We start from the raw sequence: 24,837 nt of genomic DNA, 5'->3' as shown, positions 1-24,837 counted from the left end.
CCTACTGCTGGGGCGAACGAGGGAGACCAGTAAAATGGCGACAAAACCAATGACAAAGGCGCAGCTGGTTGCTGCACTTGCAGAAGAAACAGGCATGGACAAAAAAGCAGCCGGTGCTGCGCTTGATGCTGTGACAGACATCATCACCAAAGAAGTTTCCGGCGGCGGTGCTGTGACACTTCCAGGTGTTGGCAAGATCTATTGCCGCGAGCGCCCAGAGCGTATGGTCCGCAACCCTGCCACGGGTGAGCAGATCAAGAAAGAAGCCGACAAGGTTGTCAAAATGACAATCGCAAAAGCGCTGAAAGACAGCGTGAACGGCTAAGCCATCGCAGGCCCTTGGGCCGGATGCAGAGTTTGGGAAAGGTCGCCGGTTAAGGCGGCCTTTTTCGTTTCGGGATACGCAGTGCGGCGCGACAACAGTCGAGCCTTGCAATCAGCCGTACGCTGGGCGTAACTCGGCACCAAAGGGGATCACATGGACATCAAAGCAATCGCGATGGGGTTGGCGTTCGCGCTGATGTGGTCGTCGGCATTCACCTCTGCCCGCGTGATCGTGGACTATGCGCCGCCTCTGAGCGCGCTGGCATTGCGGTTCCTGATCTCGGGTCTGCTCGGTGTCGGTATTGCCTGGGTGCTGGGCCAATCCGCGCGGCTGACCCGCCGCCAATGGCAGGGTGTCGTTATCTTTGGGGTCTGCCAGAACGCGCTTTATCTGGGTTTGAATTTTGTTGCGATGCAGACGATCCCCGCGTCGCTGGCGGCGATTATCGCGTCCACGATGCCGCTCTTGGTGGCGTTGTCGGGGTGGTTGGTTTTTGGCAACACCGTGCGTCCGTTGGGCATTGCGGGGCTGATTGCGGGTGTGATTGGCGTGGTCCTGATTATGGGCGCACGGCTGCAAGGCGGTGTTGATGTCTTCGGGATTGTGCTGTGCGTGATTGGGGTGGTGTCCTTGACTGTTGCCACTTTGGCTGTCGCCGGCGCGTCCTCGGGTGGCAATGTGTTAATGATCGTGGGGTTGCAGATGCTAGTGGGCAGCGCGATGCTCTGGGTCCCTGCCCTGACGATTGAGGTTTGGGATGTCACGTGGAACTGGCAACTGGTTGTCGCCTTTATCTATACGACGATTGTGCCCGGATTACTGGCCACCGTGGTCTGGTTCTTGCTGGTGGGGCGGATCGGTGCCGTCAAGGCCTCGACCTTTCACTTTCTGAACCCGTTTCTGGGGGTCGCGACCGCTGCGATCATTCTGGGCGAAAAGATCGGCGTGCTGGATATCGTGGGTGTCGCGATTATCGCAGGCGGGATTTTGGCGGTACAACTGTCCAAACAGTAAGGTGGATTGAAATCCACCTTACCCGATTTTCCCGCGCGCCCCGCCAGTTTGCCCACGATCCAGCAGCAGATGATCAAGGATCACACAGGCCATCATCGCTTCGCCGACAGGCACTGCGCGGATACCGACGCAAGGATCATGCCGCCCTTTGGTCACCACTTCGGTCGGTGTGCCATCCATGCGGATCGACTTGCGCGGTGACAGGATCGAAGACGTCGGTTTCACCGCAAAGCGCACGACAATGTCCTGCCCTGTGCTGATCCCGCCAAGGATGCCGCCCGCGTGATTTGACGAATATTCCGGCCCATTCGGCCCCATGAAAATCTCGTCGGCATTGTCCCGTCCGGTTAGCGCCGCCGCTGCCATGCCCTCGCCGATCTCAACGCCTTTGACCGCGTTGATCGACATCATCGCCGCAGCCAGATCAGTGTCTAACTTGGCGTAAACCGGTGCACCAATGCCCGCAGGCACGCCGCGCGCCACGACCTCAATGATGGCACCGACCGAGTTGTGATCGTCCTTGCGCAGCCATGCCAGATAGTCGTTCCACTCTGCCGCTGCTTCGGCGTCAGGACAGAAGAAATCGTTCTGGTCGATCTGGTCCCAGTCGACCTTGCTGCGGTCAATCGCTTTGGTCCCCATCTGGGTCATATAGCCCTTGATCTGTACGTTCGGCGCAATCGCCTTGATCGCTTCACGCGCTACACCGCCAGCGGCGACGCGCGATGCGGTTTCGCGCGCGGATGACCGCCCGCCGCCGCGGGGATCGCGCAACCCGTATTTCTGGTGATAGGTGATATCCGCATGGCCGGGCCGGAAGGTGTTCAAGATATCGCCATAGTCCTTTGACCGCTGGTCGGTGTTTTCGATCATCAACTGGATCGGCGTACCGGTTGTCTTGCCCTCATAGACGCCGGACAGGATTTTGACCGCATCGGGTTCATTCCGTTGGGTTGTGTTCTTGTTCAGGCCGGGGCGGCGTTTATCCATCCACTGCTGGATCATTGGCGCCTCAAGCGGCACACCCGGTGGGCAGCCGTCAACAGTGGCCCCCAAGGCGGGCCCATGGCTTTCACCCCAAGTGGTGAAACGAAACAAATGTCCGAAGCTGTTGATCGACATGGGCATCTCCCTTTGCTCATGGGGTCTAGCGGGGGTGACAATCAGGCTCAAGAGGTTTCCCTTGTCCTTTGCCCTATTCCGCAATACCAAAGGCTTACCTCGGGGGGCCAATCATGGCTGAGATGCGTCGCACGCGGACCCGTTGAACCTGAACCGGTTAAGACCGGCGGAGGGAAGGTATGGCAATCCCGCTATCCCCCCAATCCGCCCTTCGCATTTGGAGGATACGATGAAGAATACCAGATATCTGCCAGTTGTCGCGGGACTAGCCCTTTGTGCCACAGGCGCAGTGGCTGACACGCCCGTGCTGCAAGTCATGACATATGACAGCTTTACCACCGAATGGGGCCCCGGCCCTGCGATTGAGGCCGCCTTCGAGGCAAAATGCGCCTGTGATCTGCAATTTGTGGGCGCTGGTGATGGGGCATCCTTGCTGGCCCGTCTGCAACTGGAAGGGCCGCGCACGGAGGCCGATATCGTCTTGGGTTTGGATACAAACCTGACCGCCGCTGCGCGCGAGACGGGACTATTCGCGCCGCATGGCGTCGTGGCCGACCTTGATCTGCCTGTCGCATGGGATGACGCGGATTTCCTGCCGTTCGACTGGGGCTATTTCGCTTTCGTCGCAAATGCAGGTGCGGAAGCGCCGACATCCCTGCGCGCTTTGGCCGACAGTGACATCCAGATTGTCATTCAGGACCCCCGCTCTTCCACCCCCGGTCTGGGTCTGTTGATGTGGGTGAAGGCCGCTTACGGCGATGAAGCCGCAACGCTATGGGCGGATCTGGCCGACAACATCATAACCGTGACGCCGGGTTGGTCCGAAGCCTACGGCATGTTCCTTGACGGGCAGGCAGATGCGGTTTTGTCCTACACGACGTCGCCTGCCTACCACCTGATTGCTGAGGAAGACGACAGCAAGGCCGCATGGGCCTTTGATGAAGGGCACTACATGCAGGTCGAAGTGGCGGGCAAAGTCGCAGGCACCGATCAGCCGGAACTGGCGGATCAATTCCTCGCTTTCATGGTGTCGGATGCGTTTCAAATCGTGATCCCCACAACAAACTGGATGTATCCTGCGGTCATTCCGGCTGCGGGCCTGCCTGACGGGTTCGAGACGTTGATGACACCGGAAACATCGCTGTTGTTGTCATCGGAAGATGCAGCCGCCATGCGTGATGCGGCCTTGGACGAATGGCGCACAGCCTTGTCCCAGTAACGCCGCGCGGGCCCGGCGTCGCAGCTGCGGCGCTGGTGCTTGTGCTCACACTTGGCACGTTGGCCGCTGTTGGCTGGCGTGCCGAATGGGGGGGCGGTCTGGCCCCTGCGGATTGGGCGGCTGTCCGGTTTACGCTTGTACAGGCGTTTCTGTCTGCGTTGCTGAGTGTCCTGCTTGCCATTCCTGTCGCGCGGGCTTTGGCACGGCGTGGTTTCTACGGACGGGATTTGCTGATTACCCTTCTGGGGGCACCATTCCTCCTGCCGGTCATTGTTGCGGTGCTTGGTCTTCTGGCGATTTTTGGCCGCGGCGGTCTTTTGAATGATGGCCTGGTCTGGCTGGGGTTTCAGCCCGTTTCGATTTTCGGTTTACACGGTGTGGTATTGGCCCACGTGTTCTTTAACATGCCCTTGGCGGTGCGGTTTATTTTGCAAGGCTGGCTCTCCATCCCCGCCGAGCGGTTTCGCCTTGCGGCATCGCTGAATGCGCCGGTTGGTAGGTTACTCGAATGGCCGATGCTTCGTTCAGTGGTGCCAAGTACGTTTCTGGTTATCTTTCTGATTTGTCTGACCAGTTTTGCGGTTGCCCTGACGATGGGCGGCGGACCGCGGGCAACGACAGTTGAACTTGCGATCTATCAGGCGGTCCGGTTCGATTTTGATCTAGGGCGGGCAGCGCTGCTGGCCTGCATCCAGTTCGGGCTTTGTGTATTGGCTGCTGCTCTGGCGTGGCGGGTGACAGGGAACGATCCGATCGGTGCCGGCATGGACCGTGTCGTGCAGCGTTGGGATTTGCCGCGGCCCGTTTTGGACTACACAGTGATCGTCATGGCAGGACTTTTTCTGCTGCTGCCTTTGGGGATGATCGTGGTACGCGGGCTGCCCGCCTTCGCCGACATGCCTGCAACGGTCTGGGTTGCGGCATTCCGGTCGCTCTGTGTCGCCATCGGCTCGGCGGTGCTTTGTGTCTTGATGGCCCTTGCGTTGGCTTTACGTGGTGGCGTGATGGTGTCTGTGATCGGGGTGATGCCGCTCGCGGCGTCTGGATTAGTCGTTGGGACGGGTGCGTTCTTGATCGTGTTTCCCTTTGTCCGTCCGGCTGATGTTGCCCTACTGGTGACCATGTTCGTGAACGCGACACTCGCTTTGCCTTTTGCGCTCCGCGCCATTGCTCCGACTGTTGATCAGATCAACCAAAGCTATGGCCGTTTGGGGTTGGCCTTGAATATGCGCGGATGGACGTGGCTGAGATGGGTTGTTCTGCCCCGTCTGCGGCGTTCACTGGGGTTTGCGGCGGGTTTGGCGGCGGCTTTGTCGATGGGTGATCTGGGGGTCATTGCTTTGTTCGCGGGGCAAGGGAAAGAAACCTTGCCGCTGGCGATGTATCGTCTGATGGGTGCATACCGGATGGAGACAGCAGCAAGTGCTGCGCTGTTGCTGGTGGTGCTGAGTTTCGCGTTGTTCTGGATCTGTGACCGATGGGGGCGTGGACGTGTTGAGATGTGAAAGTCTGGTTTTGCAGCAAGGCGCGTTTTCGTTGCGCGCGGATGTTGTGTTCGCGCGCGGCAAAGTGGTGGCATTGATCGGGCCGTCCGGTGCGGGCAAGTCGACGCTTTTGGTGGGTCTGGGTGGGTTTCTTGTGCCTGTGACTGGTCGCGTCATCATTGACGATGTTGATGTGACGGATGCGGCACCCGGTCAGCGGCCGATCAGCATGCTTTTTCAGGACAATAATCTGTTTCCGCATTTGTCTGCGGCGCAAAATGTCGGTTTAGGGCTGCGGCCGGACCTGCGGTTGCGCGAGGAGGAAAAGAGCCAGGTTGCTGCGGCCCTCGCAGAGGTTGGGCTGGCGGGCATGGGTTTGCGCAAGCCCGCTGCATTGTCGGGTGGGCAGCAAAGCCGCGTGGCGCTGGCGCGCGTGCTTGTGGCAAACCGGCCTGTCGTCTTGCTGGATGAACCCTTTTCCGCACTTGGCCCTGCACTCAAGGATGAAATGCTCGATCTGGTGAAATCCAAGCTCGCCGCGGCAGGAAAGACTGTCATGATGGTCACCCATGATCCGGCTGATGCGCAACGGATTGCGGATATGGTGGCGCTCGTGGATGCGGGTGAGGTGCATGCGCCCGTTGCGACCGATGCGTTGTTTGATGATCCACCGGCCGCGCTCAGGGCTTATCTGGGGTAAGGTGGAGCAAGATCCACCTTACAGAATGCAAAAGGCCCGCCAAAATGGCGGGCCTTTGTGTTTGTTTGGTCTGTTTGACTTAGTCTTTGTGCTTGTGTGGTGCCCAGAGACGCTTGTTTGTCAGGTACAGCAGCACGGACAGAACTGTCAGAAACAACACACCTGTCAGACCAGCCTGCTTGCGCGCAACTAGTTTCGGCTCGGCTGTCCACATCAGGAATGCCGAAACATCCTCTGCGATGTGCTCCAGCTCGGTGGAGTGGCCGTCGGCATATTCGACATCGTCGCCGTAGAGCGGTGGCGCCATAGAGATCCAGCTACCAGGCACCATGTGCTTGCCCTTTTCGTCAAGGCAGCTTTCAGGGAAGCCACCAGCAGCAAAAGCCACGTTGTAGTAGCCGTCCATTGGCTCGCCTTCCAGTGCGCACTCGGGCTCTTCATGGTAGCCTGTGAGCAAGGACGCAATGTATTCCGCGCCGCCCATGCCCTTGACGAACTGGTTGATGCCGGTGCCGTAAGGACCGTGGAAACCCGCACGCGCTTTTGCCATCAGGCTCAGGTCAGGTGCGTTGGAAAGGCTGGATGCCGGAAAGTTGTCAGCCGGTGTAGCAGGGCGGAAGTCGCCCTCACCGTCGAACAAGGACTGATCGAAGACCTCGTAGAACTCGGCATAGGCCCGCATCTGGTCCTCAGGCAGGCCAGGGCCACCTTCGTCGTGCAGGTTGCGGAACGCGACAAGTTCAAGGCCGTGGCAGGCGGAGCAGATTTCAGTATAGACCTGAAGGCCACGCTGAAGCTGCATCTGGTCATAGCTGCCGAATGGACCTTCGAAGGAGAATGCGAAATCCTCGATCTCGGTTTCGATTTCTGCGGCCATCACCTGCCCTGCTGTCAGGGCAAGCGCTGTTGCTGCAGTGAGTGATAGTTTGCGGAACATGACTATTCGTCCTTTCTCACTCGGCCGGGCTGGCAACAGGCTGGGCGCCGTCACCTTTCGGCGCATAGTGCGCATTGAAGTCGTCTTCGATGGTTGCTGGAGGTGTGTTCGGCTTTTCGATCACGCCCAAGAGCGGCAGGATCACCAGGAAGTAGGCGAACCAATATGTCGAACCGATGAGCGCGATGTAGGGATAGATACCCTCAGCAGGACGCGCACCAACCCACATCAGCAGCATGAAGTTCACGGCGAACAGCCAGAACCACCACTTGAACATCGGACGGTAGCGGCCCGAGCGGACAGACGAGGTATCAAGCCACGGTGCCAGTGCCATCACAACGATTGCACCAAACATCGCGATCACACCAAAGAACTTGGCATCGATGATCCCGAAGGTGATCCAGTTTACTGCGATGACCAACCAGACCTCTTGGTCGAACGCACGCAGAATTGCGTAGAACGGCAGGAAGTACCATTCTGGGACGATGTGCGATGGTGTGACCAGTGGGTTCGCAGGGATGTAGTTGTCAGGGTGGCCCAGATAGTTTGGCATAAAGCCGACGACAGCCATGAACACGGCCAGAATAATGGCTAGCGCAAACAGGTCCTTGATCACGAAGTACGGCCAGAATGGCAGGGTGTCTTTGGCTGCGTCCTCTTTCGATGTGCGACGCACCTCGACACCGGTCGGATTGTTGTTGCCAGTCGTGTGGAACGCCCAGACGTGCACGATTGTCAGACCCAACAGAATGAAGGGCAGCAGATAGTGCAGCGAGAAAAAGCGGTTCAGCGCAGGCTGGCCGATTGATCCGTTTGGCGTACCGAGCAGCCAGACCTGTACCGATTCACCAATGAAGGGGATCGCACCGAAGAGACCGGTGATAACAGCCGTGCCGTGGAACGACATCTGGCCCCATGGCAGCACGTAACCCATAAAGGCCGTGCCCATCATCAGTACATACATCAGCATTCCAACGATCCATGTCACTTCGCGCGGTGATTTGTATGAACCATAGTAGAGCGAACGAAAGATATGCGCATAAACGGCAACAAAGAACAGCGACGCGCCGTTCATGTGGAAGTAACGGATCATATGGCCGCCATTCACGTTGCGCATGATATGCTCAACCGAGTTGAACGCCATATCGACGTGCGGCACATAGTGCATCACCAGGACAATCCCGGTCACGATTTGCAGCACAAGAGTGAAAACAAGAACGATACCCCAGATCCACATCCAGTTCAGGTTCTTGGGTGTGGGGATCATCAGGGTGTCATACATCAAACCAACGATGGGTAGGCGCGTGTGAAGCCACTTTTCGCCGCCGGTCTTTGGTTCGTAATGGTCGTGGGGAATTCCGCCCATGGGTTTCTCTCCTTAACCGAGTTGAATTGTTGTTTCGTCCACGAAGGACGCGACAGGAACGGGCAGGTTGCGCGGCGCTGGGCCTTTGCGGATCCGGCCGGATGTATCGTAGTGTGATCCGTGGCACGGGCAGAACCAGCCGCCAAAATCACCTGCGTCGCCCAGCGGCACACAGCCAAGGTGTGTACACACACCCATCTGGACCAACCAAACACCATCTTCTGTCAGTGCGCGGTTCTCGTCAGTGGCTGGCGTGCCGTCAGGAAGGTTCGCGTTTTCCGCGCTCTGGTCCGGCAGATCGGACAGTTCTACGGCGCGCGCTTCGGCGATTTCCTCTTCGGAACGGGACCGGATAAAGACTGGTTTACCTTGCCAAAGCACTGTGATCTGGGTGCCTGGATCGACCGCGCTGACATCAACGCGGATCGAGGCGAGCGCCAAAACATCGGCGGAAGGGTTCATCTGGTTTACCAGTGGCCAAACTGCGGCGCCCGTTACTACAACACCCGCTCCAGCGGTTGCGTAATAAAGAAAGTCGCGGCGTGTGCCCTGATGATCATCTGCATGTGACACTGGATGCATCTCCGATTCTTTTGATGGGCTCTATGCCCGCACGAGAAAATAGACCGACAAGTCGGTCAGTCAATTTGAGCGCTGTTTAACTATCAAACCTTTCAAGGTCCAGCGGACAATCGGGCGCAGGCCCACAAGGCAGTTCTGTTATGCGCTAACAGCGAAGACTTCGTTAAACATGCACGAAGAATCACTTGTGTCCTTGTTCGGCATGGCGGCCCTGGCTTGCCGGCGATTATCCCGGACTGTGCTCAACTGTGGCATTTATATGGCGGGATTTTCCGATAAAATACGGCTATTTGTGTCGATGACGCCACATGCGGACGGTAACACAGCACAGGGTGGTCATGATTCATTGTCAGCTTTGTGGCAGGTCTCTACGCCAGTTAGGTGCCTCTCATTCCGGACAAGCTGCTATGCGCCGTGCCCTTGCTTTTTGCCTTTGTGCCATGACTGCACCTGCCCTTGCGAAGGCAGATGTGCAGTTGAGCATCTATGGCGGCGCACAGACTGCGCCAGCGTCCGATATCTCGATTCGTGATCCATTGATCGGGGCGGATGACTTTTCCCAGGATTGGGAAGGACGCTCGTCCGAGGCGCCAATCTACTACGGGGTGCGCGCAACACGCTGGCAGTCGCCGACATTCGGCTATGGTTTGGATTTCGCGCACAACAAGGTCTACCCCGCCAACGGTATCGCAGCACCCGGTTACGAGGTGCTGGAATTCGCTGATGGACTGAATACCCTGACGTTAAATGCGTACCGGCGCTGGACCGAGATACTTGGCGATGTGACGCCCTATGTTGGCGGCGGCATTGGTTTCGCCGTGCCGCATGTCGAGGTCGTCAACGGCAGTTCCGATACAAGTGGTTATCAGGTGACAGGTCCCGCCGCGACGCTGCTTGCCGGTGCCGCCATCCCGATCAACGACCAATGGTCCATTTTTGGCGAATACAAAGGCACGTTTTCATCCAACCGTGCTGAACTTGATAGTGGCGGCACGCTCGAGACGGACATTTTCACAAATGCCGTCAATTTTGGTGTCAGCTTCGATTTCTAGCGCTGCTACTCGGGCTTTGTCGCAACCATGCTGTCGCGCGTACTGAATTCTGCATGCCAGTGTGCCAGCGCTTCGTTTCCGTTGCGCCAACCGCGCGCATCATGCCGCAGATCAATATAGGATAGCGCACAGGCAACGGCGATCTGTCCGATATTGAGCGGGCCGGTCAGATGGCTCATCCAGCGGCTATTGATTGCGGCGATGCCACGGGCGGCTTTGGCCCATTGCGCCTCAATCCAGTCAGGCGATTGTTGGTCCGCAGGGCGTAGCCGTGTTTCATAGGCCATCGACACAGTTGCATCCATGATCGCGTCGGCTGTGGCCTCGAGCGTGAGAATTTCCCAGATGCTGCTTTGCGGATAAAGGTTGGCACCAGCCAGATCATTCAGAAAGCGCGTGATGACACGGCTGTCATAGATCGCAGGGCCATCGGCGCGGATCAGTGCGGGAATTTTCCCCATCGGATTCGCGGCAATGACCTCTGGCGCCGAGTTGAAAGCAGAGGTCGAAACGATCACCTCGTCCACTGTATCCATCAGCCCTGCTTCACGGATCAGCACACGCGCTTTGCGGACAAAGGGGGATGCGGAAGAAATCAACAATTGCATGGGGCTGGTCCTTATCTAGGTCAGGGAAACAAGACCTGATCCTGCCCCTCTTGCCAAGGCGGATATTTCGTCATGATCGCGCGAAACCGTTCTGAGGCCAGAAAATCATCCAACCACGCGGTCAAAGGACCCATGCCTTGCGCATCAAACCATGCGCGATCTGTATTTGCGAATTGTCGCACGAAGGGCAGGATTGCCATATCGGCCAGTGTGCGACGATCCCCCATCAGGAACGGGGACCGCGCAAGACGGTCGTTCAATTCGGCGAGGAATACCATCGCTTTGGCGCGCTCATCTTCTTCACTGCGGTCGGGAAAGCGGACGGCGTATTTGGTGTGATCCAAGGCGCTTTTGAAGGGACCATCATTCCGGTCAATCAGGGCGTGGCCTTCGTGCGGCATTTCAAGCCAGCCCTCGGGGTCATTGCGGCCTAATGCCCAGAGCATGACATCGCGGCTTTCCTCGATCACGCGGTCCCCGTCCTGCACCACAGGCACCGTGCCTTTGGGTGAGGCAGCCAGAAAAGGCGCGGGCTTCTCTCGTAGCAGGATTTCCTGCAATGCAACCTGCACACCGCTGGACTGGATCGCAAGGCGGGCGCGCATCGCGTAGGGGCAGCGCCGAAAGCTCCAAAGGATCGGCAGCGTTGTCATGCGGTCAGCTGCGTGCCTGCAAATCCGGTGATCTGCGCCTGCACGATCTGGCTTTCGGGCTGGTCAGTGTCGAACACCACTTCAGTGAACTGCGCGGTGCGACCCATCCGCGCATTCTCCATCAGCACCTGATGGGTCTTGCCCTGTTGGGCGGCCAAATGCCGCATGACTTGCGCTTCACCTGCCGCGCGCAAGGCGGCAGCGCGGGTTCTGATCAGCTTGCCATTCACCTGCGGCATCCTCGCAGCAGGCGTGCCGGGGCGCGGGGAGTAGGGAAAGACATGCAGCCATGTCAGATCGCATTCTGCGACAAGCGCCAGAGAATTGGCAAACATCGCGTCCGTCTCGGTCGGGAAGCCTGCGATGATGTCGGCGCCATATGTCATGTCGGGGCGCAGTTTCCGCGCCTCCTGGCAAAAAGCGATGGCATCGTCGCGCAAGTGGCGGCGTTTCATCCGTTTCAGGATCATATCGTCGCCATGCTGCAAGGACAGGTGCAAATGCGGCATCAAACGCGGTTCGGTCGCGATGGCCTGCATGAGGTTGTCATCCACTTCGATACTGTCGATCGAGCTGATCCGCAGACGCGGCAGATCCGGCACCAGTTTGAGGATCCGCATCACCAGATCGCCCAGTTTCGGCGTGGCAGGCAGATCGGCGCCCCAACTGGTCAGGTCAACGCCGGTCAGAACAACCTCGTTATAGCCGGTATCGACCAAGCGTTTGATCTGATCCACCACGACACCGGCAGGCACCGAACGTGAATTGCCGCGGCCATAAGGAATGATGCAGAACGTGCAGCGGTGGTCACACCCGTTCTGGACCTGCACATAGGCACGGCTGCGGGTGCCGAAACCGTCAATCAGGTGGCCTGCGGTCTCGGTCACCGACATGATGTCATCAACCTGTACCGGTTCGGTCTGCCCGATCAGATCGGGGGCCATGCCCGCCCATGTGGCAGGGTCCATCTTTTCGGTATTGCCGATGACGACATCAACCTCGGCCATTCTGGCGAAAGTGTCGGGTTCTGTCTGGGCGGCGCATCCTGTGACAATCAGCTTTGCACCCGGATGATCGCGGCGGAGCTTGCGGATATCCTGACGTGCTTTGCGCACGGCCTCTGCCGTGACGGCGCAGGTGTTCACCACGATGGCGTTATCCACGCCTGCCGCTGTTGCCAGTTCCTTCATCGCCTCGGTCTCATAGGCGTTGAGCCTGCAACCGTGGTTGGAGAATATGGGCGCTGTTTTCACCATCAGAGCCGCCAGACGCCGTCAAAGACATGTGCCGTTGGCCCTGTCATCCACACGCCATCATCACGCCAGTCGATATGCAGGGTGCCGCCATCCAGATCAATCCGGACGGACCGCCCTGTCAGCCCGCGCCGTGCGGCAGCGACAGCTGTGGCACAAGAGGAAGAGCCGGAGGCCAGCGTCACACCGACGCCGCGTTCCCAGACACGCATGCGCAGGTGGTCTGGTCCAACGATGCTCGCAAATTGCACATTGGTGCGTTGCGGATACAGCGGGTGATGTTCGATTGCAGCCCCTTGGGCGGCCAGATCAACAGCCTCGGCGTCTGCGACAAAGAATGTGCAATGCGGGTTGCCCATGCCGGTCGCTGTTGGTGCGCCGTCAATCGGCAGTTCAAGCGTGTCCATTTCATGCGCCAAAGGCACATCCTGCCAGTCCAGCTGGGGGTGACCCATGTTGACCGACGTCAGGCCATCGCCAGCATCCAGCGCCTGCAGGATACCGCGCTCGGTTTGCAAGGTCAGCGTGGTCGCGCCAGACTGGTCCATCAGATAGCGCGCGATACAGCGCGTGGCGTTGCCGCAGGCCCCTGCCAGTGATCCGTCGCTGTTCCAGAATGTCAGCCCCACATCGGCTTCGGCCGTGTCGGACAGGACCGCAAGCTGATCAAACCCAACGCCGCGATGGCGGTCTGCGATTGCCACAGCGATAGCCGCATCCACGCGCGGGGTGATTCCCCGTTCGTCCACGACAACAAAGTCGTTTCCCAGCCCGTGCATCTTCATAAAGGGCAAAAATGATGAGTCGTTCGTGGTCATGGCGGCGATATATGCCAAGGCAGACAAGTTATCCAGCAGTCAGGGGAATTTGGGGGTTGACCATACCCCCATGGCTTTCTAGATACCGCCCTCAGTGGGCCGTTAGCTCAGTTGGTAGAGCAACTGACTTTTAATCAGTAGGTCGATGGTTCGAACCCATCACGGCTCACCACTTTTTCCGATACTCGGGTACGATTTGATTGCGGCAGGCAGAGCGTCGCAAGCCACGTGCATTCGCTACTGTACCAGAAACCGGTGGCTGAGCGGCAGGCTCGCTGCGCCGAGAACGCGGGCATCGGGGCCGCGCGTCCCCGTTGCAATATCGGGTCTGTCCATGCCGGTCATATCCAAAGTCGCAAGATGCGCTTTTGTCTGCGCGGTCAGCTCCGCGCAGAGCGCGCGGGGCATCCATCCATCAATCAAAACCAGCTCAAGATCGACGATCGCCTGCGTTGACTGGATCGCCTGTGCAATTGCGTGCGCGCATTGCGCGGTCCATTCGGCGACGATGTTTTCGGGGAAATCCCAGTTTTCAGGGTCGACCCACATCTTTTGGGCGTCGACACCATTCTTGACAAGCGCCTCTTCTAGCGTGGCCAAAGAGGCAAGCTCGATCATCGGGCGTGAAACACCATTGCGGTCAGGGATGTTCAGGGGCCCGAAACTTGCGGCATTGCCGGTTGACCCTGTGTAAAGCGTGTTGCGCAGCACCAGACCACCGCCAATGAAGAAGGCGATGAAGAAGCAGAGCGTATTTGCAGGCAGCGGGTTTTCACCGAACACCATCTCGGCGCTACAGGCCGCGGTTCCGTCGTTCTGCAAGAAGACAGGCATCCCGAGCGCTTCGGCGATCTCTGTCTCCAGATCGCGGTACTCCCAATTGGCCATACGTTCCGCGTCAACGCCGATATGCTCGGGCCAGCTCCAGAGATAGAAGGGCATTGCAATGCCCAAGCCCGCGATCCGCGGTTTCAGGTTTGCAGGAAGCCGGGCGCGCAGGGACTTAGACGACGTTTTGGCAAATTGCAGAACCTTGTCGAAATCAGGGTAGTCATAGATCTGTTTTTCGCGGTCGATGATCTGGCCGAGGAAATCAATGGCGACCATCTCGACAGAGCGACGCCCCACTTTCATGCCCAGAAAGACAACACCCGAGGGGTTGAGTGAAAGGGGCACAGACGGTTGCCCGATCCGGCCCCGGGAAGGTGTGCCGCGTAGAATAAGACCATCGGCCTCAAGCGATCCGATCAGGCGGGCAACGGTCTGGGCTGACAAACCTGTGCGGCGTGCGATATCGGCCTTCGCCATGTCGGAATTTCGGCGCAAGAGGCTCAGGACAACGCGCTCGTTTCGTTCGCGCATGCCGCCTTGATTGGTGCCGCGCTCAAATGTCGCGTCGTCCGATTCGTCCCTGTCCGGTTCCTGAATTCTGTCCATTGCACCCAACTATTCTTTGGTTTCGCCAAGCAATAGCATATTAAATAACTCTCTGGAAGTTAGTTATTGACAGTCTGTCGGAAAAGCTTCAGTTTCTCGTCTCACGGGAACGACTAAAAAGGTCATGGGAGGACCATTATGTTTAAATCTACAAAGACAGCCCTTTTGGGTGGTGCAATTGCTATTGCGAGCAGTGGCGCAGCTTTTGCCGACGCACACGGACCATCCGCTTGCTTGATTACAAAGACAGACACCAACCCTTTCTTCGTGAAGATGCGCGAAGGTGCCGAGGCTGCTGCCGAAGCTGCGGGCATGACGCTGAGCTCTTTTGCAGGGCGTGTTGACGGTGACCACGAAACACAGGTTGCTGCGATCGAGACCTGCATTGCAAACGGTGCATCCGGTATTCTGCTGACAGCGTCCGACACATCATCCATCGTTGGTGCGGTCACGCAGGCCCGTGAAGCAGGTCTGTTGGTTATCGCGCTCGATACACCGCTTGATCCGATTGATGCCGCCGACGCGACATTCGCGACCGACAACTTCCTTGCGGGTGAGTTGATCGGCCAGTGGGCAGCCGCAACACTTGGTGATGAAGCCGCAAACGCGAAAATCGCGATGCTTGACCTTGCTGTCAGCCAGCCAACTGTTGGCGTTCTGCGCGACCAAGGCTTCTTGCAGGGCTTTGGTATTGATCTCGGCGACCCGAACAGATGGGGCGATGAAACCGACCCGCGCATCGTTGGCAACGACGTCACCGCAGGGAACGAAGAAGGCGGCCGTCGTGCGATGGAAAACCTTCTCGCTGTCGATCCGATGATCAACGTTGTCTACACCATCAATGAACCGGCCGCAGCTGGTGCCTATGAAGCGCTGCGTTCTATCGGTCGTGAAAACGACGTGCTGATCGTGTCTGTCGACGGTGGCTGCCCGGGTGTGCAGAACATCGCTGATGGTGTGATCGGTGCGACATCGCAGCAGTATCCACTGTTGATGGCGTCCAAAGGGATCGAAGCGATTGCAGCATATGCAGCCGATGGCACATTGCCTGAAAACACACCGGGCAAGAACTTCTTTGACACCGGCGTTGCTCTGGTCACCGACCAGCCAGCAGAAGGCGTTGACAGCATCTCGGTTGCCGAAGGCATGGAGCTTTGCTGGGGTTAAAACCCTGACACGTCTTTGTTAAACTTTGAAAAGGGCAACGTGTTTGCCCTTTTCTCTAAGAAGCTGAATTCGCCGTTCACGCCGTTGCCACGTTGGGGAGCATAATGCCAAACGATTCCGATAACTATGAATCTGTTGTCAAAACGGAGCGCACTGAAACAGTTGCCGCCTTCGTAGATAACCGCAAAGGGTTCATGCACAATTTACAGCACTTGCTGCACGTCAATCCTGCGCTGGTGCCGTTGTTTGTGCTTGTCGCTTCAATTGCAGTGTTCGGGTTGCTCTTGGGTTCAACATTCTTTTCGCCCTTCGCACTGACGCTGATTTTGCAACAGGTGCAGATCGTCGGCATCGTCGCGGCTGCGCAATCTCTGATCATCCTCACGGCAGGTATCGACTTGAGCGTCGGCGCAATCGCTGTTTTGTCGAGCGTGATCATGGGGCAGTTCACCTTTCGCTACGGCATTCCGGTTGAGGCCGCGATTGTCATCGGCCTTGCGTTCGGCACGTTGATCGGCACGATCAACGGATGGCTTGTTGCGGTGATGAAGCTACCGCCCTTTATTGTAACATTGGGGATGTGGCAGATCGTCTTGGCGGCCAATTTCCTTTATTCCGCGAACGAGACGATCCGCAGTCAGGATATCGAGGCTGATGCGCCCTTGCTCCAGTTCCTTGGTACGACTTTCAAAGTCGGCGCGGATGCAAATGGCAGCGGCGGCGCTACCTTTACCTATGGTGTGATTGCCATGATCCTTATTTTCGCCGTGCTGACTTATGTGCTCAGCCAAACGGCTTGGGGCCGCCATGTCTATGCCGTGGGTGATGATCCCGAGGCAGCGCAGCTATCTGGTGTGAACGTCCGCTATACGCTGATTTCGGTCTATGCCGTCACCGGTTTCATCTGCGCGATTGCAGGCTGGGCGCTGATTGGCCGGATCGGGTCTGTCAGCCCGACATCGGGTCAGCTTTTGAATATTGAGAGCATCACGGCCGTTGTGATCGGTGGCATCTCGCTCTTCGGGGGGCGCGGATCGATCCTTGGGCCGCTCTTTGGTGCGCTGATTGTGGGTGTCTTTACGCTTGGCCTGCGCCTTGCGGGGGCAGACGCGCAGTGGACCTATCTTCTTATCGGCGCGCTGATCATTGGCGCTGTCACCGTGGACCAATGGATCAGAAGGGTATCGGCATAATGGAACCGGTTTTAAAAGGACGCGGGCTTGTCAAACGCTATGGCAAGGTCACCGCATTGGACCATTGCGATTTCGATCTCTACCCGGGTGAAATCCTTGCGGTGATTGGCGATAACGGCGCGGGGAAATCATCACTGATCAAATCCGTATCGGGCGCAGTGGTCCCTGATGAGGGCGAAGTGTTCCTGGATGGCCGGAAGGTGCAGTTCAATTCACCCACCGAAGCGCGCGAGGAAGGCGTCGAGACCGTCTATCAGACGCTTGCGATGTCACCTGCCCTGTCCATTGCGGATAATATGTTCATGGGGCGCGAATTGCGCAAACCGGGGTTTATGGGCAAATGGCTGCGCCAGCTTGACCGGCCCCGTATGGAGAAAATCGCCCGCGAAAAGCTTTCGGAACTGGGCCTGATGACGATCCAGAATATCAATCAGGCGGTTGAAACACTGTCTGGTGGCCAGCGCCAAGGTGTCGCCGTGGCGCGTGCCGCCGCGTTTGGATCCAAGGTGATCATTCTGGATGAACCGACGGCTGCCCTGGGCGTGAAAGAAAGCCGCAAGGTGCTTGAGCTGATCAAGGACGTGAAGGCGCGTGGCATTCCGATCATCCTGATCAGTCACAACATGCCGCATGTATTCGAGGTCGCGGATCGCATCCATATCCATCGCCTTGGCAAACGCCTGTGTGTGGTAAAGCCATCCGAGGTTTCAATGTCCGATGCTGTCGCGTTGATGACCGGAGCAATGACGCCCGATGAAATTGCCGCCTGAGACACTTGCGAAGCAGGCGCTCGAGCATGTTTTGCGCCTGCCTGACGGGCGCAAACTGATCGCGATTGCAGGGCCGCCCGGTTCGGGGAAATCCACCGTCGCAGCAGTCTTGCACCATCTCTTGGGTGCACAAGGCAAAACGTCTGCGGTGGTGCCGATGGACGGATTTCATCTGGATAACGCAATCTTGGATGCGCGCGGATTGCGGGCGCGGAAAGGTGCGCCAGAAACCTTTGATGGCGCGGGATTTTGCAATCTCGTGCAGCGGATTGCACATGACGGGGCGGACATTGTGTATCCTGTCTTTGACCGGTCGCGGGACATCGCGATTGCCGGTGCGGCGGTCCTTTCAAAAGATGTGGAGTATGTGCTGTTTGAGGGCAATTACCTCATGCTTGATGGCGCCCCTTGGGACCAGTTGGCGCAATTCTGGACCAGCTCCATCTGGATAGACGCACCAATCGTGGAACTTGAACGCCGTTTGATGCAACGCTGGTTCGATGAAGGATTCTCTGAAACAGAGGCGCGTTTCAAGGTTGGCGAAAACGATTTGCTCAATGCGAAACATGTGCAATCCAACAGCCGTACCTGCGAATTAGTACTTTAGTGCGGGCTGAGCGCATTCGACGCAGGGTTAAATACCCCGCAGCCACTGCTTTTGCTTCACAAAATCGCAGGACAGGATAATCTCTCCCGAACGCTTTTGGGAGGAAGCCAGTGACAGACCAGACACGCCCATGGACGGCCTTTTACGGCTCGTCCGTCCGCAAGACGATCGACGCGCCCGAATTTCGAACAATCGGTGATTTCATCAGCGCGACTGCCGCGCTTTATGGCGACCAACCCGCATTTACGACCTGTCTGCCCAACGGCATGAATGGCACGTTAAGCTACCGTCAAGCGGATGAAATGTCCGATGCGCTGGCGGTTTACCTGCGCGAAATCGCGGGTCTGGACACCGGTGACCGCGTTGCCATTCAGGTGCCCAACTGCCTCGCCTATCCGATTGCGGCCATGGCGGTTTTCAAGGCCGGGTGTATTCTGGTCAACGTGAACCCCCTCTATACGCCCGAGGAAATGGCAAAACAGTTCGCTGATGCCGAACCGTCTGCCATCATCGTGGTCGATATGTTCGCCGACAAGCTGGTCGAAGCGATGCAGGGCCACCCGATCCCGAATGTCATCGTGACCCGCGTGGCCGAGTACTTTCCGGCAATGCCCCGCGGTATCGTGGGTCTGGTCCAAAAGTACTGGGACAAGACGATTACCCCGATCACGATCCCCCACATCCGGCTGCCAGAGGCCGTGAAGGCAGGCCGCGCCAAACACGCGCAGACACACAATGCGCTGGAAAGCTATCGTCAGACAATCGACCCTGATGATGTCGCATGCCTGCAGTACACAGGTGGCACCACCGGTGTGTCCAAGGGCGCGATGCTGACCCACAGCAATATTCTGATGAATATGGAACAGACGATGGAGCTGATTGAGCAGTTCGAAAAGGGCCGCGAAGTGGCCCTGACGGCGCTGCCGCTTTATCACGTCTTTGCCTTTACCGTGAATTTTCTGGGTATGTTTTCGCAGGGCGCGCATAACATTCTGATTCCAAACCCCCGCCCGCTCAGCAACCTCAAACGCGCGTTCGAGAACTACAAGATCACATGGCTGAGCGGCGTGAATACGTTGTTTAACGGTCTGACAGGGGAAGTCTGGTTTCTCGATACACCACCCAAGCACCTGAAATTTGCATCTGCTGGCGGCATGGCAACGCAGGGGGTTGTGGCTGAGCGATGGGAAAAGCTGACCGGCAAACCCTTGCTGGAAGGATATGGGCTAACTGAATCCTCGCCGATCCTGACGTTTAACCCTTTTGGCAAAAGCCGCGTGAACTCGATCGGTGTGCCTTTGCCCTCGACCGAGCTGAAATGTGTGGACGAGGACGGTGTTGATGTGCCGCAAGGCGCGCCGGGCGAACTGATTGCCCGCGGTCCTCAGATCATGAAGGGCTATTGGAAAAAGCCCGAAGAGACCGCCCAGACCATTCAGAACGGCTGGCTGTTAACCGGCGATATCGGCGTGATGGACGATGACGGGTATTTCCGTATCGTCGACCGCAAGAAGGATATGATCCTTGTCTCGGGCTTCAATGTTTATCCGAACGAGATTGAGGACACGCTGGCGGCCCATCCGGGTATCGAAGAAGTCGCGGTGATCGGCGTGCCTGATGGTGCATCCGGCGAAGCTGTGAAGGCCTTTATCGTCAAGCGTGATGAAACGCTGACCAAAGATGCCGTGCGCGCCTACTGCAAGGAACATCTGACTGCGTACAAAGTGCCCAAGGCGGTGGAATTCCGTGACGAACTGCCAAAATCGAACGTCGGGAAAATCCTGCGCAAGGACCTGCGCGCCGAAGAACAAGCTAAAGTGGAGAACGCATAATGGTTGGACCACTCGAACAAGCCATTCTGGCGTTGATGATTTTCGTGATCATGCTGGGCATGGGTGCATCGCTGACCCCGCGCGATTTTACGCTGGCATTGAAGCGACCCTACGGATTGATGATCGGCGTTGTGTCGCAATACGGCTTTATGCCGTTGATCGGCTTTATTCTCGCGACAACTTTGCCCGTTTCGGATACGATCAAGATCGGTATCCTGATCATGGCCTGCATGCCGGGCGGCACGACCTCGAACATCTTTACCTACTTCTCGAAGGGTAATCTCGCGCTGTCGGTGCTGATGACGGTTACATCCACGGTCTTTGGCGTTCTGCTGATCCCGCTGGTGCTGGTGCTGTATGCTGGCGCGCTTGATCTGGATATTCCGCGCGAAAACATCATTGCGACACTGGTGCTTCTTCTGGTGCCTGTCGCTATCGGGATGGTCCTGCGCAAACTGAACGCCAACGTGGGCGCTGTAACCGAATTTATGGGGTCGATGCTGGCGATCTTTTTCATTCTGTTCCTGATCGTATCGTGGATTCCCCGCAACTGGGAGTTCCTGCTCACGACGACATGGGCCACGTATTTCGGGTCCATCGTGCTGGGCCTCTTTGGTTTTGCGCTGGGCTACGGGTTCTCGATCCTGTTGCGGTTGCATCCGCGGAATGCGCGCACGGTGGCGCTTGAGACAGGTATCCAGAACGGTCCGCTTGCGATTGCGATCATCGCCTTCACATTTCCTGCGACAGAGCAGCAAGCAATCATGGCCGTGCCGGTGCTCTATTCACTGTTCATCGTGATCACCTCGACAATGGTGACGCTGTGGTTCCGTCGCGTGAACACGGCGAACGAGCAACCTTTGCCCAACGGTTTGCTCTAGCTGCATTGACCTGAACCTTGCATTGCATGAAAACGGCACCAAGCAGCCGTTTTCATCAAGGTTTCATTCATGCGCACTGTCTTTATCACGGGAACGGCCGGATTTATCGGCTTTCACCTTGCGCAGCTGTTGCTGGATGAAGGGTTCCGTGTCGTTGGCTATGACGGCATGACTGACTATTATGACGTGCAGCTCAAACGCCGCCGTCACCAGATCCTGCTGCAAAATCCGCATTTCTCATGTGTTGAGGGGCGGCTGGAAGACTATGATCTTCTGGCCAAAACCTGTGATGAAGCCAAGCCGGATATCATCGTCCATCTCGCAGGACAGGCCGGTGTGCGCTATTCGCTCGAAAACCCGCGATCCTATATGGAAACGAATGTTATGGGCACGTTCAACGTGACCGAATGTGCACGCATCCATCAGGTTGAACACTTGCTGATGGCCTCGACCTCATCGGTTTACGGGGCCAACACCGATATGCCGTTCAATGAATTGCAGCGCACTGATACGCCACTGACGATCTATGCCGCCAGCAAGCGCGCGAATGAGCATATGGGCCACGCCTATGCCCATCTGTGGAAGATCCCGACCACGATGTTCCGGTTTTTCACTGTTTATGGGCCTTGGGGGCGGCCCGATCTGGCGCTCTTCAAGTTTGTCAAAGCAGGTTTGGATGGTGAGGCCATCGACGTCTATAATAACGGCGAAATGGCGCGTGATTTCACCTATGTGACTGATCTTGTGCGCGGTATCCGGCTCTTGGTTGATACGCCGCCTGTCGAACCTGCCACCCCAGATGATATTGCCGAGGGCGATAGCCTCAGCCCCGCTGCACCTTTCCGCGTGGTCAATATCGGCAACGGGACCAAGGTGCCCTTGATGGATTTCATTGCCGCGATTGAGGATGCATTGGGTATGCCGCTGGAAAAGAATTTCATGGAGATGCAAAAGGGTGACGTGCACGAAACCTTTGCTGACAATGCATTGCTGCAACATCTGACCGGATATGCGCCGCAAACCGATGTTGCAGAGGGTGTCAGCGCCTTCGTTGCATGGTATCGCGACTATTACGGTAAGTGAATTTGGCGTTTCATGAGAGACATGCGCCACTGCTAAAGAAGAGAGAAGACGATGAAAATTGCAATGATTGGCACCGGTTATGTTGGTCTGGTGTCTGGCGTCTGTTTCTCGGACTTTGGGCATGAAGTGGTCTGCGTCGATAAAAATCAGGATAAGCTCGCACTTTTGCGCGCAGGCAAAACCCCGATATTCGAGCCGGGTCTCGATCGTTTGATGGCGAGGAACATGGCGGCAAACCGGCTGTCGTTCACAGATGACCTTCGGGACGCAACGCAAGATGCCGATACGGTTTTCATCGCTGTCGGCACCCCCAGCAGACGTGGTGATGGCCATGCGGACCTGAGTTTCGTGTTCGGTGCTGTCAAAGAAGTGGCCGAGGTTTTGACCAAGCCTGCGGTCATCGTGATAAAATCAACTGTGCCCGTCGGGACGAACCGCAAGGTGGCGGAACTCTTGAAAGAGGTGCGCCCTGATCTGGCTTGCGATGTGGTCTCGAACCCTGAATTCCTGCGCGAAGGGGCCGCGATTGACGACTTTATGCACCCTGACCGCGTGGTCGTTGGCGTTGAGTCCGAGCGCGCGAGCGAGGTGATGCGAGAGGTCTACCGCCCGCTTGCGCTGCGCGATTACCCGTTGCTGACCACAGATCTTGAAACAGCAGAGATGATCAAATACGCCGCCAACGCGTTTCTGGCGACAAAAGTGACCTTCATCAACGAGATTGCGATGCTCTGCGAGAAAACCGGTGCTGATGTAAAGGACGTCGCCAACGGCATGGGCTTTGACAGCCGCATCGGGCCAAAGTTCTTGCAGGCGGGTCCGGGCTATGGCGGGTCCTGTTTCCCAAAGGATACGATGGCGCTGGCGCGGATCGGGCAGGATAATTCCTCGCCTTTGCAGATCGTAGAAACGGTGATCAAGGTCAACGAAGAGGTCAAACGCCTGATGATTGAAAAGATCATCGACCTGTGTGACGGCAAGCTTCAGAACAAGACGATTGCCGTGCTGGGCCTGACGTTCAAGCCAGATACCGACGATATGCGCGATGCGCCCGCGCTGACGATTGTGCCTGTGCTTGTCGGGCGGGGTGCGAATGTGCGGGTTGTTGATCCGCAGGCGTTCCGCGAAGCTGAATCGCTGTTGCCGAACGTGGCATGGTTCGATGATCCCTATGCGGCCACAGATGGCGCGGATGCCGTGGTCATGCTGACCGAGTGGAACGAGTTTCGTGCCCTTGATCTGCGCGAGATGGCTGGTCGGATGGCACAGCCCCGCATGGCGGACCTGCGCAACATTTATTCTTGCGATCTGGCGCTCGATGCAGGTTTTGAGGCCTACTCAGGCATGGGCCGCAAGTCCAAGCTACCCTTCGACGACTAGGCCACCACGTTGAAGTCGGGGCCGTAGGGATATCCTGTGATATCCTCGTTGCCGTCTTCGGTGATGACCAGAATATCGTGCTCACGGTACCCGCCTGCACCCGGTGTGCCTTCGGGGATTGTCAGCATCGGTTCCATCGAAATCACCATCCCAGGTTCCAGCACCGTGTCGATGTCTTCGCGCAACTCAAGCCCCGCTTCACGGCCATAGTAATGCGACAGGATGCCGAATGAGTGGCCGTAGCCAAAGGTCCGGTATTGCAAGAGATCACGTTCGGCAAAGAAGATGTTAATCTTTTCAGTGACTTCCGCGCAGCTGGCACCCGGTTTCAAAAGGCTCATCCCGTATTCATGCGCCGCGACATTGGCTTCCCAGATTTTCAGGCTGGCAGGATCGACCGTTTCCACGAACATCGTGCGTTCAAGTGCTGTGTAGTATCCGCTGACCATCGGGAAGGTGTTGAGGCTGAGAATATCACCACTCTCAAGCTTGCGCGATGTCACGGGGTTATGTGCACCGTCGGTGTTGATGCCGGATTGGAACCAGACCCATGTGTCACGGTATTCGGCATCGGGGAAGACCTTCGCAATCTCAAGCTCCATTGCATCGCGCCCTGCCATGGCGACGTCAATTTCGCGCGTGCCTGCCTTGACCGCGTCCTTGATCGCATAGCCGCCCACGTCGGCGATCTGTGCACATTGGCGGATCAGGGCGATCTCGGCGGCGGATTTATGCATGCGCTGGCGCATGGTCATTGGGGCCACATCGGTGGTGGTGGCAGGCGACAGAAAGGATTTCAGCAGGTCAAACTGCGCCAGCGACAAGTGATCGCCTTCATAGCCGATCGCCTTGCCGCTGCCGGTCACGGACAGCACCGCGCGCCAGTAGTTGTTCCGTTGCCAATCGGTATAGGTGATATTGTCACCATGGCTGCGCCGCCAAGGTTGGGCGGCGTCAATGCCCGCGCTGATGGTGACAGACTCTGTCGCTGTCACGACAAGCGCATAGGGACGCCCGAAGGAACAATAAAGAAAGCCCGAGTAGTAGGCGATGTTGTGCATCGAACTAAAGACACAGGCGTCAACACCGGCATTGGCCATATCGGTGCGCAGTAGTGCAAGGCGGGCGTCATATTCGGAGGGGGCGAAAGGAAGGGTCTTTTCCCCCTGATGGAAACGGTAGAATTCTGGGCGATCCATAGCATGGCTCCGTGATCAGCGGCCCATGCGTGAAGAGTGAACTCATCTGACGCAAAGGCGGCAAAGTGAAGTCCCGGCGTTCAGGATGAAACGTGTCAAAGAAAAAGAGTCGGCGACGCCATCGCCGACCCTGAAGGTCATTTGCCCGCAAAATA

At 57.4% G+C, this 24,837-nt stretch carries 24 protein-coding genes, 1 tRNA gene and 1 riboswitch; of the genes, 15 read left to right on the top strand and 10 right to left on the bottom strand.

Translation table 11 applies throughout. The features are described from left to right. Window positions 1–34: 34 nt before the first annotated feature. Window positions 35–325 carry an HU family DNA-binding protein gene (locus B0B09_RS12610; protein WP_055295176.1) on the top strand — a complete coding sequence of 97 codons (291 nt, stop codon included), beginning with the start codon at window positions 35–37 and terminating at the stop codon, window positions 323–325. A 153-nt stretch (window positions 326–478) separates the two neighbouring features. Further along, window positions 479–1,339 (top strand): DMT family transporter, encoded by an 861-nt coding sequence (locus tag B0B09_RS12605; protein WP_076660292.1) that lies wholly within the window; start codon window positions 479–481, stop codon window positions 1,337–1,339. Window positions 1,340–1,357: 18 nt separating this feature from the next. Here the strand turns inward: B0B09_RS12605 and aroC are convergent, their stop codons facing one another. Further along, window positions 1,358–2,461: a chorismate synthase gene (gene aroC / locus B0B09_RS12600; protein ID WP_076660290.1), complete on the bottom strand. Its 1,104-nt coding sequence runs from the start codon at window positions 2,459–2,461 to the stop codon at window positions 1,358–1,360. 90 nt (window positions 2,462–2,551) lie between these two features. Then, window positions 2,552–2,653, top strand: a riboswitch (TPP riboswitch). Between the two features lie 37 nt (window positions 2,654–2,690). On the opposite strand from aroC, the gene thiB reads away from it, so the two are divergent. From thiB to B0B09_RS12585, 3 genes are read left to right on the top strand one after another with little or no spacing between them, the layout of a single operon-like run. Continuing rightward, entirely contained in the window at window positions 2,691–3,680 is a 990-nt protein-coding gene (gene thiB / locus B0B09_RS12595) for a thiamine ABC transporter substrate binding subunit (protein ID WP_076660661.1), read from the top strand. Next, window positions 3,656–5,185: a thiamine/thiamine pyrophosphate ABC transporter permease ThiP gene (locus B0B09_RS12590; protein ID WP_076660288.1), complete on the top strand. Its 1,530-nt coding sequence runs from the start codon at window positions 3,656–3,658 to the stop codon at window positions 5,183–5,185. Before thiB ends, B0B09_RS12590 begins: the two co-directional genes overlap by 25 nt. Next, window positions 5,172–5,864 carry a thiamine ABC transporter ATP-binding protein gene (locus tag B0B09_RS12585; RefSeq protein WP_076660286.1) on the top strand — a complete coding sequence of 231 codons (693 nt, stop codon included), beginning with the start codon at window positions 5,172–5,174 and terminating at the stop codon, window positions 5,862–5,864. The genes B0B09_RS12590 and B0B09_RS12585 overlap by 14 nt, the downstream gene beginning before the upstream one ends. A 79-nt stretch (window positions 5,865–5,943) precedes the next feature. On the opposite strand, the gene B0B09_RS12580 is transcribed toward B0B09_RS12585, so the two are convergent. From B0B09_RS12580 to petA, 3 genes are read right to left on the bottom strand one after another with little or no spacing between them, the layout of a single operon-like run. Further along, window positions 5,944–6,801, bottom strand: coding sequence for a cytochrome c1 (locus B0B09_RS12580; protein ID WP_207552157.1), 858 nt, complete (start codon window positions 6,799–6,801; stop codon window positions 5,944–5,946). 16 nt (window positions 6,802–6,817) lie between these two features. Next, window positions 6,818–8,167, bottom strand: a complete 1,350-nt coding sequence (locus B0B09_RS12575; RefSeq protein ID WP_076660285.1) for a cytochrome b — start codon at window positions 8,165–8,167, stop codon at window positions 6,818–6,820. 12 nt (window positions 8,168–8,179) lie between these two features. Further along, the gene (gene petA, locus B0B09_RS12570) at window positions 8,180–8,740 is read right to left on the bottom strand and encodes a ubiquinol-cytochrome c reductase iron-sulfur subunit (protein WP_076660659.1); all 561 of its coding nucleotides are present in this window, start codon (window positions 8,738–8,740) and stop codon (window positions 8,180–8,182) included. Window positions 8,741–9,156: 416 nt separating this feature from the next. Here petA and B0B09_RS12565 point away from each other — a divergent pair, with 416 nt between their 5' ends. Beyond that, complete coding sequence (locus tag B0B09_RS12565; RefSeq protein ID WP_076660283.1) at window positions 9,157–9,801, top strand: outer membrane beta-barrel protein; 645 nt, start codon at window positions 9,157–9,159, stop codon at window positions 9,799–9,801. Between the two features lie 5 nt (window positions 9,802–9,806). On the opposite strand, the gene B0B09_RS12560 is transcribed toward B0B09_RS12565, so the two are convergent. Genes B0B09_RS12560 through dapF form a run of 4 tightly spaced genes read right to left on the bottom strand, consistent with a single transcriptional unit; the run spans window position 9,807 to window position 13,133 of the window. Beyond that, the gene (locus B0B09_RS12560; protein WP_076660280.1) at window positions 9,807–10,409 is read right to left on the bottom strand and encodes a glutathione S-transferase; all 603 of its coding nucleotides are present in this window, start codon (window positions 10,407–10,409) and stop codon (window positions 9,807–9,809) included. 20 nt (window positions 10,410–10,429) lie between these two features. Then, entirely contained in the window at window positions 10,430–11,062 is a 633-nt protein-coding gene (locus tag B0B09_RS12555; protein WP_076660278.1) for a glutathione S-transferase, read from the bottom strand. Continuing rightward, window positions 11,059–12,318 (bottom strand): tRNA (N(6)-L-threonylcarbamoyladenosine(37)-C(2))-methylthiotransferase MtaB, encoded by a 1,260-nt coding sequence (gene mtaB, locus B0B09_RS12550; RefSeq protein ID WP_076660276.1) that lies wholly within the window; start codon window positions 12,316–12,318, stop codon window positions 11,059–11,061. The genes B0B09_RS12555 and mtaB overlap by 4 nt, the downstream gene beginning before the upstream one ends. Then, a complete protein-coding gene (gene dapF / locus B0B09_RS12545; RefSeq protein WP_076660658.1) occupies window positions 12,318–13,133 on the bottom strand; it encodes a diaminopimelate epimerase in 816 nt (271 codons plus the stop codon). The genes mtaB and dapF overlap by 1 nt, the downstream gene beginning before the upstream one ends. 96 nt (window positions 13,134–13,229) lie before the next feature. Between dapF and B0B09_RS12540 the strand changes: the two genes are divergently transcribed. Then, window positions 13,230–13,305 (top strand) — tRNA-Lys (locus B0B09_RS12540). 65 nt (window positions 13,306–13,370) lie between these two features. Here the strand turns inward: B0B09_RS12540 and B0B09_RS12535 are convergent. After that, window positions 13,371–14,570, bottom strand: coding sequence for an ROK family transcriptional regulator (locus B0B09_RS12535; RefSeq protein WP_076660274.1), 1,200 nt, complete (start codon window positions 14,568–14,570; stop codon window positions 13,371–13,373). Between the two features lie 138 nt (window positions 14,571–14,708). On the opposite strand from B0B09_RS12535, the gene B0B09_RS12530 reads away from it, so the two are divergent. The 8 genes from B0B09_RS12530 (at window position 14,709) to B0B09_RS12495 (ending at window position 23,483) form a co-directional block, all read left to right on the top strand. Further along, on the top strand, window positions 14,709–15,737 hold the full coding sequence (locus B0B09_RS12530) for a sugar ABC transporter substrate-binding protein (RefSeq protein WP_055295161.1): 1,029 nt from the start codon (window positions 14,709–14,711) through the stop codon (window positions 15,735–15,737). Window positions 15,738–15,841: 104 nt separating this feature from the next. After that, window positions 15,842–16,930 carry an ABC transporter permease gene (locus B0B09_RS12525; protein ID WP_076660272.1) on the top strand — a complete coding sequence of 363 codons (1,089 nt, stop codon included), beginning with the start codon at window positions 15,842–15,844 and terminating at the stop codon, window positions 16,928–16,930. Further along, window positions 16,930–17,700: an ATP-binding cassette domain-containing protein gene (locus tag B0B09_RS12520; RefSeq protein ID WP_055295159.1), complete on the top strand. Its 771-nt coding sequence runs from the start codon at window positions 16,930–16,932 to the stop codon at window positions 17,698–17,700. The genes B0B09_RS12525 and B0B09_RS12520 overlap by 1 nt, the downstream gene beginning before the upstream one ends. Beyond that, window positions 17,684–18,307, top strand: coding sequence for a nucleoside/nucleotide kinase family protein (locus B0B09_RS12515; RefSeq protein WP_076660270.1), 624 nt, complete (start codon window positions 17,684–17,686; stop codon window positions 18,305–18,307). The genes B0B09_RS12520 and B0B09_RS12515 overlap by 17 nt, the downstream gene beginning before the upstream one ends. 110 nt (window positions 18,308–18,417) lie before the next feature. Then, window positions 18,418–20,139: an AMP-binding protein gene (locus B0B09_RS12510; protein ID WP_076660268.1), complete on the top strand. Its 1,722-nt coding sequence runs from the start codon at window positions 18,418–18,420 to the stop codon at window positions 20,137–20,139. Further along, the gene (locus tag B0B09_RS12505; RefSeq protein ID WP_076660265.1) at window positions 20,139–21,020 is read left to right on the top strand and encodes a bile acid:sodium symporter family protein; all 882 of its coding nucleotides are present in this window, start codon (window positions 20,139–20,141) and stop codon (window positions 21,018–21,020) included. Before B0B09_RS12510 ends, B0B09_RS12505 begins: the two co-directional genes overlap by 1 nt. Window positions 21,021–21,089: 69 nt before the next feature. Next, on the top strand, window positions 21,090–22,103 hold the full coding sequence (locus tag B0B09_RS12500; protein ID WP_076660263.1) for an NAD-dependent epimerase/dehydratase family protein: 1,014 nt from the start codon (window positions 21,090–21,092) through the stop codon (window positions 22,101–22,103). A 51-nt stretch (window positions 22,104–22,154) separates the two neighbouring features. After that, a complete protein-coding gene (locus B0B09_RS12495) occupies window positions 22,155–23,483 on the top strand; it encodes a UDP-glucose dehydrogenase family protein (RefSeq protein ID WP_076660261.1) in 1,329 nt (442 codons plus the stop codon). Here the strand turns inward: B0B09_RS12495 and B0B09_RS12490 are convergent. Beyond that, window positions 23,480–24,682: an aminopeptidase P family protein gene (locus tag B0B09_RS12490; protein WP_076660259.1), complete on the bottom strand. Its 1,203-nt coding sequence runs from the start codon at window positions 24,680–24,682 to the stop codon at window positions 23,480–23,482. The genes B0B09_RS12495 and B0B09_RS12490 overlap by 4 nt on opposite strands. Between the last annotated feature and the right edge of the window lie 155 nt (window positions 24,683–24,837).

This window comes from Yoonia rosea (assembly GCF_900156505.1).
Lineage (GTDB): Bacteria > Pseudomonadota > Alphaproteobacteria > Rhodobacterales > Rhodobacteraceae > Yoonia > Yoonia rosea.
The sequence above is the reverse complement of the archived record's forward strand: the minus strand, read 5'-3'. Positions and strand labels throughout refer to the sequence as shown.

What these genes read in the sequence shown, in the direction of transcription:
- B0B09_RS12575 (WP_076660285.1), bottom strand. Translation starts at nt 8,167, where the DNA reads ATGGGCGGAATTCCCCACGACCATTACGAACCAAAGACCGGCGGCGAA.
- B0B09_RS12500 (WP_076660263.1), top strand. Translation starts at nt 21,090, where the DNA reads ATGCGCACTGTCTTTATCACGGGAACGGCCGGATTTATCGGCTTTCAC.
- B0B09_RS12605 (WP_076660292.1), top strand. Translation starts at nt 479, where the DNA reads ATGGACATCAAAGCAATCGCGATGGGGTTGGCGTTCGCGCTGATGTGG.
- B0B09_RS12610 (WP_055295176.1), top strand. Translation starts at nt 35, where the DNA reads ATGGCGACAAAACCAATGACAAAGGCGCAGCTGGTTGCTGCACTTGCA.
- B0B09_RS12495 (WP_076660261.1), top strand. Translation starts at nt 22,155, where the DNA reads ATGAAAATTGCAATGATTGGCACCGGTTATGTTGGTCTGGTGTCTGGC.
- mtaB (WP_076660276.1), bottom strand. Translation starts at nt 12,318, where the DNA reads ATGGTGAAAACAGCGCCCATATTCTCCAACCACGGTTGCAGGCTCAAC.
- thiB (WP_076660661.1), top strand. Translation starts at nt 2,691, where the DNA reads ATGAAGAATACCAGATATCTGCCAGTTGTCGCGGGACTAGCCCTTTGT.
- B0B09_RS12580 (WP_207552157.1), bottom strand. Translation starts at nt 6,801, where the DNA reads ATGTTCCGCAAACTATCACTCACTGCAGCAACAGCGCTTGCCCTGACA.
- B0B09_RS12520 (WP_055295159.1), top strand. Translation starts at nt 16,930, where the DNA reads ATGGAACCGGTTTTAAAAGGACGCGGGCTTGTCAAACGCTATGGCAAG.
- B0B09_RS12565 (WP_076660283.1), top strand. Translation starts at nt 9,157, where the DNA reads ATGCGCCGTGCCCTTGCTTTTTGCCTTTGTGCCATGACTGCACCTGCC.
- B0B09_RS12505 (WP_076660265.1), top strand. Translation starts at nt 20,139, where the DNA reads ATGGTTGGACCACTCGAACAAGCCATTCTGGCGTTGATGATTTTCGTG.
- B0B09_RS12555 (WP_076660278.1), bottom strand. Translation starts at nt 11,062, where the DNA reads ATGACAACGCTGCCGATCCTTTGGAGCTTTCGGCGCTGCCCCTACGCG.
- B0B09_RS12525 (WP_076660272.1), top strand. Translation starts at nt 15,842, where the DNA reads ATGCCAAACGATTCCGATAACTATGAATCTGTTGTCAAAACGGAGCGC.
- B0B09_RS12515 (WP_076660270.1), top strand. Translation starts at nt 17,684, where the DNA reads ATGAAATTGCCGCCTGAGACACTTGCGAAGCAGGCGCTCGAGCATGTT.
- B0B09_RS12530 (WP_055295161.1), top strand. Translation starts at nt 14,709, where the DNA reads ATGTTTAAATCTACAAAGACAGCCCTTTTGGGTGGTGCAATTGCTATT.
- B0B09_RS12535 (WP_076660274.1), bottom strand. Translation starts at nt 14,570, where the DNA reads ATGGACAGAATTCAGGAACCGGACAGGGACGAATCGGACGACGCGACA.
- aroC (WP_076660290.1), bottom strand. Translation starts at nt 2,461, where the DNA reads ATGTCGATCAACAGCTTCGGACATTTGTTTCGTTTCACCACTTGGGGT.
- B0B09_RS12560 (WP_076660280.1), bottom strand. Translation starts at nt 10,409, where the DNA reads ATGCAATTGTTGATTTCTTCCGCATCCCCCTTTGTCCGCAAAGCGCGT.
- B0B09_RS12590 (WP_076660288.1), top strand. Translation starts at nt 3,656, where the DNA reads ATGGCGCACAGCCTTGTCCCAGTAACGCCGCGCGGGCCCGGCGTCGCA.
- dapF (WP_076660658.1), bottom strand. Translation starts at nt 13,133, where the DNA reads ATGACCACGAACGACTCATCATTTTTGCCCTTTATGAAGATGCACGGG.
- B0B09_RS12490 (WP_076660259.1), bottom strand. Translation starts at nt 24,682, where the DNA reads ATGGATCGCCCAGAATTCTACCGTTTCCATCAGGGGGAAAAGACCCTT.